The sequence below is a fragment of the Frankia sp. BMG5.60 genome, from assembly GCF_059428125.1.
On the sequence record NZ_CM182091.1, the window covers coordinates 1,087,139 to 1,101,763 of the forward strand.

The following is a 14,625-nucleotide window of genomic DNA, read 5'->3' on the forward strand; positions in this document are numbered from 1 at the left end:
GAAGGCGGTACCCACGCCGGCCCCTCACTCCCATCCCGCCGCGGAGGAACCGGACACCACGTCGCGGGGAGCAGGGTCACCGCACCTGTCTGATCGGGTTCGGGGCAGCGGGTCCGGCTCCGTCACCCGGCACCATCACCCGGGAAGGCATGGGCACCCGGGACGGCAGGGGCGGGGTCCGGCGGCGAAGGCCGGCGCGGGTCAGTCGTGGGCCGCTGCCCGCCGCCGGGGGTCGAGGCCGAGCGCTGCGACACCGGCCGCCACCGCGAGGCCCAACGCCACGAACCAGGCATGCCGGTAGGCGGCCACCGGCGCCGCGGAGGACGCCGTGCCAAGGATCGCGACCAGGATGCTCACGCCGATCACAGAGCCGACCTGCACCGCCATCGACACGATCGCGCTGCCGGTCGCGGCGTCCGCGGGGGCGAGCTCGACCGTGGCCGACGAGATCGCCGCCGGCACCGCGAGGCCCAGCCCGAGGCCGAGCGACAGCCAGCCGGGCAGGAAGCCGGTGGCGTAGCTCGCCCCGTCGTCGGCGAGCAGGGCCAGCAGCAGCAGGCCGACCACGCCGATGGCCATCCCGACCGCGGCGATCCGCCCGATCCTCAGCCCGCCCCGCTGGTGCAGCGCCTCGGCCAGCGCGGCCCCGGCGGCGAAGACGACCGGGCCGGGCGCCGTGCCCAGACCGGTGCGGATGGCGGAGTAGCCCCAGTGGCCCTGCAGCAACAGGATCGCCGAGAGCAGCACCAGCCCGAACGAGGCGAACGAGAGCAGCGGGACCAGATTGCCGGCGGCGAAGACGCGGTTGCGGAACAGCGACAGCGCGACCACCGGCGCCGGGTGGCGGGCGGAGCGGACGAGGAACGCGGCGACGGCGACGGCGGCCACGACGAACGCGCCGACGACGCGGCCACCCGACCAGCCCCACTGCGGCCCCTCGACGATGGCGAGGCACAGCGCGGCAACCGAGATCATCAGGACGGCGCCGCCGAGCATGTCGGGCACCCGCAGGTCCCGCTCGCCGCGGGTCCGCGGGACGTGGCGGGCGGCCAGCGCGATCGCGCCCACCGCGACCGGGATGTTGATCAGAAACAGCCACCGCCACGACGCCTGCACCAGCAGCCCGCCGAGCACCGGGCCGGAGGCCGCGGACAGCGCCCCGGTGGTGAACCAGATCTTGACGTAGGTCGCCGTCTTCTCCGGCGGCGCGCTGACCAGCACGAGCCCGAGGCTGGCCGGGGTCAGCAACGCGGCCCCGACGGCCTGGGCGACGCGGAAGGCGACGAGGACCCACACGTCGCCGCTGAGGCCGGCGCCGAGACTCGCGGCGGCGAACAGCGCCAGCCCCAGCAGGAACCCGCCCTTGCGGCCGAAGCGGTCGACGAGGCGGCCCGCCGGGACCAGCAGCGCCGCGTAGACGATCGCGTAACCGTTCAACACCCAGCTCAGATCGGACAGCGACGCCGCCCCGACGCCCGCGCCGATGTTCGGCAGGCCGACGTTGGTGATCCAGACGTCGAGCTGGGCGAGGAAGCTCGCGATCGACAGCACGGCGAGGACCAGCGCCGGGCGGGTGTCACGACCGCCGCCGGTGGCCGAGGTCGGCCGCAGCGCGGCGACTTCGTCCTGCAGAGTCATCGGATCTCGCCTTCAGAAGGGGGAAGCGCCCGCCGACGGCACGCTCATCCGCGACGGCACCAGTTATTGGACTGATCGGTACACAAAACCTAGAGAGTTCTGGACCGATCTGTCAATAAAACGATCCGCCCGCGTTTTCTCGGTCACGAAGGCGGGCGGACCGGGAACATCCGCCGTCCGTGGCGGGTCGGGACACGCGCCGCGCAGCCACCGGGCACTCCCCGCCGGCGGGAGCTCAGCGCCGACGGGAGCTCAGCGCACGTCGCGCGGGCGGAACTGGACGCTGATCCGCGGACCCACCGGTCGGGACGACTTGGGCACCGCGTGATCCCAGGTGCGCTGGCAGCTACCGCCCATGACGATCAGGTCGCCGTGGCCGAGCTCGAAGCGCAGCGCCGGGCCGCCGCCACGCGGGCGCAGCAGCAGCGGCCGGGGGCAGCCCAGCACGACGATCGCCACCATCGTGTCCTGCCGGCCACCGCGCCCGATCCGGTCGCCGTGCCAGGCGACGCTGTCGCGGCCGTCGCGGTACAGGCACAGTCCCGCGGTGACGAACCGCTCCCCCAGCTCGGCCGCATAGCGCTCGTCGAGCGCGTCGCGCGCCGCGGCCAGCGCCGGGTCGGGCAGCGCCTCGCCGCCGCCGTAGAAGGCCAGCAGCCGCGGGATGTCGACTACCCGCTCGTACATGGAGCGCCGCTCGGCCCGCCAGGGGACCCCGTCGCGCAGCCGCTCGAACAGGGCGTCCGCCCCCTCGATCCAACGCGGCCGCAGGTCCACCCACGCGCCCGCGGACAGCACGCGCCGGCGCACGGCCCCCGCGAGCGGAGCGACCTCGACCGCCGCCGCGGCATCGAGCAGCGAGGCCTGGAACGGGGCGACGTCCACCACCTCAGACTACCAAACACCAGTTCGACCGGGCCTGACGTCGCGGACCCGATGGCCCGCCGGCAGAACGCGACGGCGCAGCCGCAGGAAAGCGCGGACCTGTCGGATATTTGCCACTCTGACGATCGTCCACGGAGACTTCACCCCCGTCTGACATATCGCGTGTTGAACTTTGTCGATGGATGCCGGAAGGTGGTTCTCGACACCGTTCGCCAATCTTCCTCCGGCCGATGGAGAAAATCGCCCGGCGCATCGCCCACGAGGCGGGCGCCCCGCTCGTCGCCGGGCTCAGCGACCGGTGCGCGACGTCGAGCAGGTCGTCGCCTTCGCCCGGGACCACGGTCCGCCGATCGCGATCAAGGCCGTGTTCGGGGGCGGCGGTCCCCCGGCCGGACGGCGGCGGGCCGCCGCGGGGCGGGTCAGTACAGACCCATCACCCGGTCGATGGTGATCTCGATGACGACGAGCCCGCGCGGGTTGGGCGGGCGCGACCAGTACCGTCGGGTGTACTGGCGCACGCCCTCGGCGACCCGCCCCGGGTCGTCCGACGCCACCGCGGGGCCCTCCAGGGTCAGCCAGCGCCCCCCGTCGACCTGGCAGATTGACACCCGTCCGCCCGGACGCGCCAGCACATTGCGGGCCTTGCGTCGGGAGGCCACGGTCATGACGCGGGCGAGCCGGGCGTCGGGGTCCCAGGTGAAGCGGACCGGGGCCGCGTGCGGCGACCCGTCCGGCCGCAGGGTGATGAAGGTGCCCAGATGGTCGGCGGCGAGGAACGCCTCCGCCGCGGGAGGCAGGATCATCGTGTGCCCGCGCATGTACCGCTCCTGTCCGGATGGGGGCTGACGTCGCGGGGCCGACGTGGCAGGGCCGTGCCGCGGTCAGCCGGGCAGTGCCGTCGGGTCGGGGGCGTCCTCGGGCCGGGTGAGGGGCAGCAGCACCAACGTGACCAGGAAGGCGGCGGCAACGAAGATCACACCGGTGAGGAAGGCGTCCTGGAAGACGCCGGCCCGCGCCTGGTGCACCAGCGCGGGCACGCCGTGCGCCCGCTCCGTCACCTCGGCCAGGTTGCGGAAGGCGTAGGTGGCGGCGACGGCCAGACCGATCGCGCCGCCGACCTCCTGGCTGGTGTTGATCAGACCGGCGGCGAGACCCGACTCGTGTTCGCCGACGCCGGTGAACGCCACGACCTGGATCGGCACGAAGGACAGGCCGAGACCGACGCCCGTGATGAGGAAGGCGGGCAGCAGATCGACCGGGTAGGAGGCGTCGACGGGCGCCCGCCACAGCAGCAGCATGCCGCCCTCGGTGAGCAGCAGCCCGATCAGGAGCACCAGCTTCGCGGGCACCTTGGTGACGAGCTGGGAGGCGATGCCCGCGCCGACGGCCACGATCGCCGCCAGCGGCACATAGGCCAGGCCGGTCCGCAGCGGCGAGTAGTCGAGGACCTGCTGCATGAAGAGGCTGGCGAAGAAGAACAGCGTCACCACGTTGCCGAGCAGTAGCACGGCGGCGAGGTTCGCCGCGCGCAGCGACGGCCGCCGAAAGATGCTCAGGGTGATCAGCGGATCGCGGGCGCGGCGTTCGATGAGCAGGAACGCCACGAGCAGCAGCGCGGAGACGATGAAGCCGGCCGCTATCCGCCCGCCGGGCGGCTCGGCGTCGTCGACCGTCTGACCGAGGGAGAAGATCAGCAGGACCAGGCCGGCGGTCAGGGCGACCGCGCCGGCGATGTCGAACGAGGAGCTGCGTTCGGCGGCCTTGCTCTCGGCCACCACGCTCGGCGCGACCAACGCGCCGAGCAGACCGATCGGAACGTTGACGAAGAAGATCCAGCGCCAGCCGGGGCCGTCGGTCAGCAGGCCACCCAGGGTCACTCCGGCCACCGCCGCCAGTCCGCTGAGCGCGCCCCACACGCCGAGCGCCTTGTTGCGTTCGGGCCCCTCGGGAAAGCTGTTGGTCAGCAGGCTCAGCGCCGATGTGGCGATGAAGGCCGCGCCCAGGCCCTGCAGCCCGCGCGCGACGATCAGCATGACCGCCTCCTGGGAGAGGCCCGCCATCAGGGAGGACAGGGCGAACAGCGTCAGGCCGCCCTGCAGCATCAGGCGGCGGCCGTAAGTGTCCGCGAGGCGTCCACACAGCAGCAGAAACCCGCCGAGCAGCATGCCGTAGGTCGTCACGACGTACGGTAGCTGTGTCGCGGAGATGTCGAGCTTGTCCTCGATGGTCGGCAGGGCGACATTCACGATGGAGACGTCGAGGAAGGTCATAAAGCCGGCGACGCTGAGGAAGGCGAGGATGAGCCCAGGTTTGCGGGCGGCCCCGGCCGCCGGCGGGGCGAGAGTATCCGTGCTCTGCACGGATTCCGGAATGGACATGACAGCGCTCCTGCCTCGGGGTCGTGCCGCGTCGCGCAACGTCGGAGCGAGGCCTCGGCGGGCCCGGCACAAGCCAGTTGGACAGCGTTTGGTGAATGCCTTGAGAAGCTAGCATTCCGAAAGCTTTAGGAACCTAGTGGAAAGCCACTTTCCTGGAGGTGACCGTGCTCGACACGTCCCCGCCCCGTCCCGCCCCGCCCCGGCCCGCCCCGCCCCGGCCGGCGACCTCGCTGCCGCCGGAGCAGGCCTGCCGCATCTCGCCGGTGGTCGACATCGTCTTCAGCCGCTGGACCACCCCCATCCTGTGGGCCCTGCACGCCTTCGGCCGGCAGCGGTTCGTGGAGCTGGAGCGGCGGATCGGCACCATCACGCCCAAGGTGCTCACCCAGCGGCTGCGCCAGCTCGAACGCGACGGGCTGGTGGTGCGCACCTACCACCAGGAGGTGCCGCCCCGGGTGGAGTACGAGATCAGCGAGCTCGGCAACAGTCTCGCTCCACTGTTCGCCACGCTCGCCGAGTGGTCGCAGGCCAACCTCGATCGGGTCGAGCAGGCGCGGCGATCCTTCGACGCGCAGCAGGACCGCGCGGGCCACCGCCGGTAACCGTGCACCCGCCGGCCGTTCGGTCGTCCGGGCGTCGCCTTGGTGAAAAACAAGACAACTCCGGCCACGGAGGGTCGCCGGCCTTCTACCCTGACAGGGCACGCGGTGAAGGATTCAGGCGGACCGAGCGTTGCGGGAGTCGGGCAGGTGAGGTACGGGCTCGGAGTCGATCTCGGAACCACCTTCACTGCGGTGGCCGTCGGTCATCCCGTCTCGGCGGGGGTCGGCCGCTGGGGCCACACCGAGATGGTGAGCCTGGGCAGCCGAAGCGTCGTCACCCCCGCCGTGGTCTACGCCGGCCCGGACGGCCGCCTGCTGTCCGGCGAGGCGGCCGTGCGCCGGGCGGCGCTGGCGCCCGGCCACGCGGCCCTGGGGTACAAGCGCCGGCTCGGCGACCCCACTCCCCTGGTGCTGGGCGACGCCCCGTTCTCCCCGGCGGCGCTGCTGGCCGCCTCGCTCGGCGACACCGTGCGCGCGGTCACCGACCTGCAGGGGGCGCCGCCGGAGACCATCGTCCTGAGCCGTCCGGCCGTGTGGGGCCCATACCGGATGAAGCAGTTCGACGAGGTGGCGCGGCTGGCGGGGATCGGCGAGGTGCGGATGGTGACCGAGCCGGTGGCCGCCGCCACCCACTACACCGCCGTCCGCCAGCTCCCGCCGGGGGCGGTCATCGCCGTCTACGACCTGGGTGGGGGGACGTTCGACACGGCCGTCCTGCGGTTCCAGGCGGGCTCGATGGAGATCCTGGGCCTGCCCGAGGGCGTGGAGTGGCTCGGCGGCATCGACTTCGACGAGGCCGTTCTGCACCACGTCGACCGGGAGCTGGGCGGTGCCGTCAGCGACATCGATCCGCAGGACCACGCCGGCGCCGTCGCGCTGGCCCGGCTGCGGCAGGAGTGCGTGCTCGCCAAGGAGGCGCTTTCCTTCGACGAGGAGACCGTGATCCCGGTGTTCCTGCCGACGGTCCGCGCCGAGGTCCGGCTCACCCGCGCACGGTTCGAGGACATGGTCCGGCCGGCGATCAACTCCACCCTGGACGCGCTGCACCGCACCCTGCTCTCCGCCGGGGTCGAGCCGGCGGACCTGTCGGCGGTCCTGCTGGCCGGGGGTTCCTCCCGCATCCCCGCGGTGGCCCGCACGGTCGAGTCGGCCCTGGGACGCCCGACCGTCGTCAACGCGCACCCCAAGCATCTGGTGGCGCTCGGCGCGGCCCGGATCGCCGCCCAGCTCCTCGAACCGGCCGCGCCCCACCGCTCGCCGCCGCCTCCACCACCACCTCCACCATCACCTCTGCCTCTGCCTCCGCCTACGCCGCCTCCGCCGCCGCCGCCGCCTCCGCCGCTGGCGGCGCCCCACCGCCCCACCGCCACGCCGCCACCGACCGCACCCCACCGCCCGACCACCACCACGCCGCCCTCTGCGCCGCTGGCCGCGCCCCACCGCGCCACCGCCACGCCGCCGGCCGCGCCCGGGGTCCCCGCGGCCGTCGGGCGTCCCGCCCACGGCTCCGCGGACGGCGGGCTCGCGGGCAGGACGCCGGCAGGGCCCCTGCGCCGGCCGGCGGCGGACCCCGCACCCACGTCCCGCGATCCCCTGCGTCCGGTGGTGATCGCGACCCTGGTCGTCACCCTCCTGCTGCTGGCGGCGCTCGTCGCCGTGCTGCGCGGCTAGGCAGGGGCCTGCCGCATGACACCGTCCGCCGCCGCGGGGCCGCCCGACCCCGGCGCCTCGCTCGCGCCCGGCGTGCTGCGGTTGGCCGCCCAACTGCCCTCCGCCGGACCGCGCGGCGGCGACCTCACCCCGGTGGCGGCGTGGATCGGCGCCCAGGTCGGAGCGGAACTCGTCGTCCTTCGGGTGCTGGACCCGCAGGATCCGTGCGAACACCGGTGGTCGGCGCCGGGATGGGCCGACGTTCCCGCGGCCACGGCCGTCACCTCGGCGCACCCGATTCACCATCACGGGGTCGAGGTCGCCACCCTCCTGGTGACCCTGCCTGCGCCCCACCACCTGAACATGCAACGACGCCTGGACACGCAGCGACGCCTGGACGAGGTCGCGGCCGTGCTCGGCGTCGTCGTCGCGGGCGCGGTGGCGCAGACCGGGGCGCGCGCCGCCCGCCGCTGGGGCCAGGACGTGCTCGCCTGGATCGCGGACGCCCGCCAGCGGGCGGCGTCCCGGATGGAGAGCGAACGGCACGCACTCGAACGGGATCTGCACGACGGCGCGCAGCTACACCTGGTCTCGCTGCAACTGGCCGCCGCCGTCGTCGAACACCGGCTGGCCACCGCGGCCGCGGACGAGGACACCCTCACGGCGGCGGTGACCGATCTCGGTGCCCGGCTCGACCGCACCCACCAACTGCTGGTCGACACCGCGGCGGGGATCACGCCCGTGCCGCTACAGGACGCCGGCCTGGCCCCGGCACTGGCGCTGAGCTTCCGCGAGGCGCACAACGTCACGTTGGACATCGGGACGGACGTCCGGGCCCGCCGCTACCCGCCGAGCGTCGAGAGCACGGTGTACTTCACCTGCCTTGAGGCGGTGAACAACGCGCACAAGCATGCGCCGGGCGCCGCCGTGGTCGTCGCCGTCCGCAACACGTATCAGGGGCTGTGGTTCGAGGTGGCCGACTCCGGGCCGGGCCTGGCCGATGCCGCCAGCACCGGCCTGGCACAGCTTCGGGCCCGACTCGCCGCGGTGGGCGGGGCGCTGCATGTCACCTCGGCGCCCGGCGAAGGCACCAGGGTCGCCGGCACCGTGCCCCTCTGACGCCACCCGGCGGGTCGCTGCTCACTGCTGTGGGATCTGTGGGATCTGTGGGGCCTGCTGGATCGGCGGGGTGGTCCGCGGAGGACCGGGATCGTCGTCGCCGGCGAGCCGCTGCGGCAGCCAGACGTCGACCAGCGCCGCACCGGTCGAGGAAGCATGGCAGCGCAGCCCCCCGCCGAGCGCGGCCAGCAGCCGGGCGTCGTCGGCGAGAGCGGCACGCAGCCGTTCCGCCGAGTCGGCCGGATCGCACACCCGCACCGCGAGGCGGTCGGCGGCCCGGGAGAAGTGGACCGACAACGGCGCGTCGGCCGTCGCGGGCACGGCGGCGAAGACCACCGCCGTCGCGTGGTAGATCCCGGACTCCACCTCCCAGCCGACCCGCCGGCCGAGGTCGCCGGTGCAGTAGACCCGCCGGGGCAGACTCGCGGCCAACTCCCCCAGCGCCGCCGCCGTCCCCCGGCTGCGCAGGGTCGAGGGGTGCACGGCCCGCACCACCGTCCGAAAGTCGTCGATCAGTTCGTCGACGGCCGCCCGCAGCTCGCGCAGGGTGGCCAGGGTCCGGCCCGGATCGTCGCGGGCCGCCGCGGCGAAGTCCCGCCAGCGGCGGGTCACCTCCGCGAGCCGGCGAGTCGTCCCGGTCAGCACCCAGCCGGCCAGGCGGTGCCGCTCGGCGTCGAGCACCGCGGTGAGGTCCGCCTCGACCGTCGCCGCCCGCCGCGCGAGGCCGGCCGCGTGGACCGCCTGCTCCCGCTGCGCGGCGTCCGCGCGGACCTCCCGCAGCAGCAGCGCCACGCAGTCGGCCGTCTGTGCCAGCAACTCGGCCGGCACCGCCGCGGCCGCACCGTCCTCCCCGTCGGTGACGACGAGGGCGCCGACCTGCCTCCCGCCGTCGCGGACCGCGGCGACCGCCCGCACACCCGGCCGGCCCGGAGCGGAGAGCGCCGGACCGGAGAGCGTTGGGGCGGAGAGCGTTGGGGCGGAGAGCGTTGGGGCGGAGAGCGTTGGGGCGGAGAGCGCGGAGGCGGTGGCGGGGGCGCCGTCGGGAACGGACACGGGGCCGTCGGGCAGCGGGTCGTCGGGCAGCCAGAGGTTCGCCTGGCCGGTGCCGGCGGCCAGGGCCAGGTTGCGCAGCAGCGGCGCGACCCGTTGCCCCAGGGTGGCGTCGGCGGGCAGGGGGGCGACATCCTCGGCGAGAACGACCCATGCCGGTCGCGTAACCACCGCCGGTCAGTCCCCCGACGCCCGGGCGTCCAGGTAGCGCAGGACCGCCAACACCCGCCGGTGATGCGCCGCCGAGTCGGCGGGCAGGTCCAGCTTGCTGAAGATGCTGGCGATGTTCTTCTCGACCGACTTCGCCGACAGGTACAGGGCGGCGGCGATGCCGTTGTTCGATCGGCCCTCCGCCATCAGCCGCAACACGTCCGACTCGCGGGGGCTGAGTGTCGCCAGCGCACCGCTGGGGCCGGCGGGGCGGTCGACGAGGCGGCGGGCGAGCACCGGTTCGATCACGATCTCCCCGGCGTCGATGCGGGCCAGGGTGTCGGTGAGCACCTGCACCCCGGCGATCCGTTCCTTGAGCCGATAGCCGATCCGCTCGGTGCCGATCTCCAGGAAACGCATGAGGTACAGCGTCTCGGCGTAGTGCGACAGCAGGAGCAGCCCGGTGTGCGGGTGCCGGGCCCTGACCCGCGCCGCCGTCGTGAGGCCGCCCTCCGCGCCCGGCGGCATGCGGATGTCGACGATGGCGACGTCGACCGGTTCGACGGCCAGCAGCTCCAGCAGCGCGTCGCCGTCCGCGACGCAGCCGACGACCTCGTACCCGGCCGTGGTGAGCAGCAGCAACAGCCCCTCGCGGAACAGGGCGGCGTCGTCGGCGAGCGCTACCCGCACGTCGCCCCCGCCCCTGCCCACGACCCCGCCGCCGACCTCGCTCCCGGCCCCGCTCCCGACCCCGACCCCGACCCCGGTCCCGACCCCGGTCCCCGCAGGACGCGTCCGCGCAGCGCGCCGTCGTCTCGCCGGGGGGCCGCGCGGGCAGCTCCGGGCAGGCGGCGGGTCAGTGCCGAACTCGCGTGGTCCACGTGCGGATCGTTCCACGTCCACGAGATCGACGCGCACCTTCGCAGCTCACTCTGCCGGCGGTCGTCCCACTACCATCGCGGACGGTCTCACCAGTTGCATCCGACCCTCGCGGGTGACCGCGAGAAGCGTCGCCGGAACCGGGATCGGACCCGCGGGAACGTCGTCCGTGGGCGGTCCCGGCGGCGCCTCGGCGGTTCCCTGCGCACTCGTGGCGGCGGGCGGCGGCCACCCCTCGGCCTCGGCCGCCACATCCTCTTCGGTCACCGCCACCACCTCGGCCGCCACCACCTCGGCCGCCGCCGCCTCGGCCGCGACCACCTCGGCCACCACCACCTCGGCCACCGCCGAGGCGATTCTCGACGGACCGGATCGGGTCTGCTGCGGCGCCGGCACCGCCCAGCGCAGGCGCTGTGCCTGCCCGTCGGCCATGCCCGCCGGGAGCACCACCCGCAGCCGCAGCCGGGCCGGGCCGGGCAGGGCGTCGGCGAGCCGGCCCAGCGCGGTGAGCAGACCGTCGGTCAGCCCGGTGGCGAGACCGGCCGCCGGCGCGTCGAGCAGCAGATCGAACCGGCCGGGGTCGTGCGGCGCGGCGTCGACGGCGGGATCGGCCGGCCACCCCGCGTGGCGCAACGCGATCCCGGCCGGGACGACCTGGACGAGCCAGTCGTCCAGCAGGCGGTAGTAACCGTCGCCGAGGTCGGTCAACCGGGGCGCGGGCGCCCGCCAGCGGACCGCGCGCGGCGGACCCGCCGGCGGGTACACGGACTGTTCGGCAAGCGGATGCCACCAGCTGCCACGACCGAGGTCGATCGCGGTGACCCGCGGCCAGCCGTCGGCGCCGGTCAGCAGCAGGCCGTGCTGGGCGAGTACCGGACGACCCAGCCGGTCGGCGAGGCGCTGCGGCAGGCAGGGTCCGTCCGCCGGATCGACGCCGTAGCGGACCACGTGCGTCCCGTCAGGGTCGGCGGCCGGCATCGCGCGCAGCAGCTCCGCGACGGCCATGACGTCCGGCACGGGCTCACCCGGCGCACCGACGATGACGCCGGTCCCCCCCGACCGCGGCGGCAGGGCGTGCAGGGCCGGCTCGTCGGGCGCGGGGGGCGCCATGCCCGGCGCCCGCGCCCACAACCCGGCGGGGACGGGCACGACGGCGACCGCCGCCGGGTCCAGCCCGGGTGGCACGCGGACGGGCGACGGGACCGCGCGCCGTGCCGGTCGTCTGCCCATCAGCCACCCGACCCCGCCGCCGCACCCGCATGCACCGCTGCCATGCCCCGCCTCTCCCGCCGCGCCCTGCGCCCTCGTCGGGATCACGTGCGGGCGGGCGCCGTGGTTCACCCCGGGTTCATCGCCGCGAGGAACGGGGGCCGGGACATCAGTGCGCCGGGACCCGGTCCGCGGCCGGGACGGAGATCTCGACGACACCCTCGGCGACGAGTCGGTCCACCTCCTCGTCGGCCAGGGCGAGGACCCGGCGCAGCACGTCCCGGCTGTGCTCGCCGGGCAACGGCGCGGGGCGCAGCGGTGGGTCTGCAAGCACGGTGGACACGGCGGGCCCGCTTTCCGTCGGCAGCGGCTCGGCCAGATGCGGGTGGTGCAGCGTTCGCAGGAAACCGCGCTCGGTCAGGTGCGGGTCGTCGAGGAAGTCGACGACGCGCTGCATCATCCCGGCGGGCACCCCGGCGGCCTGCAGCTCGGCCGCGGCCTCGCGCGGTGGCCGCTGCCGGGTCCAGGTGGTGACCACCTCGTCGATGTCACTGCGGCGCGCCACCCGGGCCTGCGCGCCGGCGAACCGGGGATCGGCGCTGCCGGCCAGGCGGGGGTCGCCGAGCACGCCGACGAGCCGATCCCAGTCCTCGTCATCGCGCACCGTGACGACACACCACTCGTCGTCCCCGGCGCACGGGTACAAACCGCGGGGCGCGTCGGCCGGATCCTCGTTGCCCACCGCCACCAGCCGGCCGGGGTCGAGCGACTCCAGCGCGAGCTGGTGGGCCAACTGGCCGAGCATGACCTCCGCCTGCGCCACGCTGACCCGGCCGCCCCGACCGGTGCGGCGCCGGGCGACGAGCATCGCGAGCACGGCCGCCGCCGACAGCCGCGCGGCGACATGGTCCGGGTAGATCGTCGACGCGTCGCTGTACCCGACCGGATCGTCCGGGTAGCGCCACAGCCCGGTCAGCCCGGCCGCGGCCCGGACCAGCGGGCCGTACCCCATCCGGTCCGACCAGGGGCCGGTCGGACCGAACGCGCTGCTGTCCGCGACGACGACGCCGGGATTGACCCGGGCGAGCTCGTCGTAGCCGAGCCCGAGGGACTCCATGGTCCCCGGCCGGAAGTTCGACAGCACGACGTCGGCGTGGGCCACGAGCCCCTTGAACAGCTCCACGCCCCGCGGGGTGCGCAGGTTCAGCCCGAGGCCGAACTTGTTGCGATGGCCGTAGGCGAACCCGGGCGACATCACCGACCCGTCGAGGGACTGCCGGCTGCCGTCCGGGAAGGCCCGGTTCTCGACCTTGACGACTTCCGCGCCCAGGTCGGCGAACAGGCGGCCGAGCTCGGCACCGACGACGATCACGCCCAGGTCGAGGACCCGCAGCCCCGCGAACGGCAGGCCAGGACCCGCCGACCGCGACGGGGGCCCCGCCACCGCCCCCACGCCACCCGCCGCGTCCGCCGCGTCCGCCACGTCCGCCACGGCGGTGGGCCGGGGGCGGTCGAGCTCGGCGAGGACCTCCTCGGTGTGCTGGCCCGGCGTCGGCGCGGGGGTGCGGATGCCGGCCCGGTGGCCGTCGAGCTCGACGAACCCGTCGGGTACCCGGGCGGCGCGGCCGGCCACGGGCAGCTCGGTGAACGCCCCCCGGGCGAGGAACTGCTCGCAGGTGAGCACCTCCCCCGGGCTGAGCAGGGCCGCCGCCGGCACGCCGTGTTCCCGGGCGCCGGCGACCACCTCGTCCCGGCCGCGCCCGGCGAACATCCGGCCGATCGCCGGGTAGATCCGCCCCGCGGCGGCGAACCGCCGGCCGATCGACGCCAGCGAGGGGTCGGCGAACTCGGCCGGCTCACCGAGCCACCGGAACATGCCCTGCCACTGCCGCGCCGAGAGGATGCAGATCCGGACCCAGCCGTCGGCGCACCGGAAGATCGGGTAGAGGTGGCGCGCGTCCGGGCGGCCCCGCGGGCCCCGGAACGCCGGCGTCCCGCCGAGGGCGGTTCCGCTGATCCCGAAGCCGGGGTCGAGGACCTGGGCCGTCGCCTCGTAGACGGACACGTCCACCAGGCCGCCGACGCCCGTGCGCAGCCGGCTCTCGTAGGCCGCCAGCCCCGCCCACGCCGCCTGCGCCGCCGCCGACTCCGACGCCGGCGACCCCGGCGGCAGCAGCGGGGGGCGGCCCGGCAGACCGGACCGCGACAGCACACCGCCGAGCGCCAGGTGCACCCATTCCGTCGCCACCCAGTCGCGGTAGGGCCCCGTCCGCCCGAAGTCGGTCACCGAGACCACCACCAGCTCGGGGCGGCGGGCGAGAAGGTCGTCCGGACCGCAGCCGACCTCCTCCAGCTCTCCCGGCCGCGCCGTCAGCACGGTGAGGTCGGCGGTGGGGACGAGCCGCCACAGCACCGCACGTCCCTCGGCGGTCCGCAGGTCGGCCGTCACGGATCGCTTGTTCGCGTTGTGGGTGGCGTCGAACAGGCTGGTGCCACCGAACATCGGCGCCCGCCGACGCGACGGCGCCCCCAGCGCGGGCTCCAGGCGGATCACGTCCGCGCCGAGGTCGGCCAGCAGCCGACCGGTCGTCTGCGCGCCGCCGTCGGCGAGGTCGAGCACGCGCACCCCGGCGAGGGGGAGCTGCCGCGGTTGACCCGGTGCCTCCATGATCGGTCTCCTCGCATCCGGCCCCGGATCGTCCAGGGACCTCGAAAAGCCGCGCCACACCACGGGCACCTACCGCCGCAAACCGGCGGCCCGGCCACCCGATGATCGCGCCTACGACGCTAACGCACGGAATTCGGAATTGCACGAGAAAAAGACATCAGGAACTCCCGGCCGGACGCCGACCCGGGTTGCCAAGGGCCGTATTAGGCGTCCTTCAGGGCGCCATCACAGACTGGGCCGATGAATGGCGGCAGATTCCCCTGAAAGCTGCCGTCGACCGGGGTCCAGAACCGAGTGCCACAGCGAAGGACGAAGCACGATGGAAGGTCTCGCGCAAATCGGGGAGTTCATGGTCGTGCACCCCCAGAGAATTCCTCTCACACGTCATCCGGGCACG

At 74.6% G+C, this 14,625-nt stretch carries 11 protein-coding genes; 3 read left to right on the forward strand and 8 right to left on the reverse strand.

Going from position 1 to position 14,625, the window contains the following annotated elements:
* Positions 1–201: 201 nt before the first annotated feature.
* The 4 genes from AC5R91_RS04600 to AC5R91_RS04615 all read right to left on the reverse strand — a co-directional run bounded on the left by AC5R91_RS04600 (position 202) and on the right by AC5R91_RS04615 (position 4,901).
* Entirely contained in the window at positions 202–1,638 is a 1,437-nt protein-coding gene (locus AC5R91_RS04600; RefSeq protein ID WP_495395860.1) for an MFS transporter, read from the reverse strand.
* Positions 1,639–1,890: 252 nt separating this feature from the next.
* On the reverse strand, positions 1,891–2,523 hold the full coding sequence (locus tag AC5R91_RS04605; protein WP_495397892.1) for an alpha-ketoglutarate-dependent dioxygenase AlkB: 633 nt from the start codon (positions 2,521–2,523) through the stop codon (positions 1,891–1,893).
* A gap of 419 nt (positions 2,524–2,942) precedes the next feature.
* Positions 2,943–3,341 (reverse strand): pyridoxamine 5'-phosphate oxidase family protein, encoded by a 399-nt coding sequence (locus AC5R91_RS04610; RefSeq protein WP_495395861.1) that lies wholly within the window; start codon positions 3,339–3,341, stop codon positions 2,943–2,945.
* 63 nt (positions 3,342–3,404) lie between these two features.
* Entirely contained in the window at positions 3,405–4,901 is a 1,497-nt protein-coding gene (locus AC5R91_RS04615) for an MFS transporter (protein ID WP_495395862.1), read from the reverse strand.
* A gap of 164 nt (positions 4,902–5,065) precedes the next feature.
* Here AC5R91_RS04615 and AC5R91_RS04620 point away from each other — a divergent pair, with 164 nt between their 5' ends.
* The 3 genes from AC5R91_RS04620 to AC5R91_RS04630 all read left to right on the forward strand — a co-directional run bounded on the left by AC5R91_RS04620 (position 5,066) and on the right by AC5R91_RS04630 (position 8,272).
* The gene (locus AC5R91_RS04620) at positions 5,066–5,503 is read left to right on the forward strand and encodes a winged helix-turn-helix transcriptional regulator (RefSeq protein ID WP_495395863.1); all 438 of its coding nucleotides are present in this window, start codon (positions 5,066–5,068) and stop codon (positions 5,501–5,503) included.
* A 147-nt stretch (positions 5,504–5,650) separates the two neighbouring features.
* Entirely contained in the window at positions 5,651–7,174 is a 1,524-nt protein-coding gene (locus AC5R91_RS04625) for an Hsp70 family protein (protein WP_495395864.1), read from the forward strand.
* 15 nt (positions 7,175–7,189) lie between these two features.
* Positions 7,190–8,272: a sensor histidine kinase gene (locus tag AC5R91_RS04630; protein ID WP_495395865.1), complete on the forward strand. Its 1,083-nt coding sequence runs from the start codon at positions 7,190–7,192 to the stop codon at positions 8,270–8,272.
* Positions 8,273–8,293: 21 nt separating this feature from the next.
* Here the strand turns inward: AC5R91_RS04630 and AC5R91_RS04635 are convergent, their stop codons facing one another.
* From AC5R91_RS04635 to AC5R91_RS04650, 4 genes are all read right to left on the reverse strand, one after another.
* Complete coding sequence (locus tag AC5R91_RS04635; protein WP_495395866.1) at positions 8,294–9,493, reverse strand: sensor histidine kinase; 1,200 nt, start codon at positions 9,491–9,493, stop codon at positions 8,294–8,296.
* A 6-nt stretch (positions 9,494–9,499) separates the two neighbouring features.
* Complete coding sequence (locus AC5R91_RS04640) at positions 9,500–10,183, reverse strand: response regulator transcription factor (protein WP_495395867.1); 684 nt, start codon at positions 10,181–10,183, stop codon at positions 9,500–9,502.
* Between the two features lie 216 nt (positions 10,184–10,399).
* Positions 10,400–11,581: a hypothetical protein gene (locus tag AC5R91_RS04645; RefSeq protein ID WP_495395868.1), complete on the reverse strand. Its 1,182-nt coding sequence runs from the start codon at positions 11,579–11,581 to the stop codon at positions 10,400–10,402.
* 148 nt (positions 11,582–11,729) lie between these two features.
* Positions 11,730–14,228, reverse strand: a complete 2,499-nt coding sequence (locus AC5R91_RS04650) for a CaiB/BaiF CoA transferase family protein (protein ID WP_495395869.1) — start codon at positions 14,226–14,228, stop codon at positions 11,730–11,732.
* Positions 14,229–14,625: the final 397 nt, after the last annotated feature.

Excerpts from the sequence above, each read along its gene's own strand:
- AC5R91_RS04650 (WP_495395869.1), bottom strand. The coding sequence starts at position 14,228 with ATGGAGGCACCGGGTCAACCGCGGCAGCTCCCCCTCGCCGGGGTGCGC.
- AC5R91_RS04600 (WP_495395860.1), bottom strand. The coding sequence starts at position 1,638 with ATGACTCTGCAGGACGAAGTCGCCGCGCTGCGGCCGACCTCGGCCACC.
- AC5R91_RS04615 (WP_495395862.1), bottom strand. The coding sequence starts at position 4,901 with ATGTCCATTCCGGAATCCGTGCAGAGCACGGATACTCTCGCCCCGCCG.
- AC5R91_RS04630 (WP_495395865.1), top strand. The coding sequence starts at position 7,190 with ATGACACCGTCCGCCGCCGCGGGGCCGCCCGACCCCGGCGCCTCGCTC.
- AC5R91_RS04610 (WP_495395861.1), bottom strand. The coding sequence starts at position 3,341 with ATGCGCGGGCACACGATGATCCTGCCTCCCGCGGCGGAGGCGTTCCTC.
- AC5R91_RS04645 (WP_495395868.1), bottom strand. The coding sequence starts at position 11,581 with ATGGGCAGACGACCGGCACGGCGCGCGGTCCCGTCGCCCGTCCGCGTG.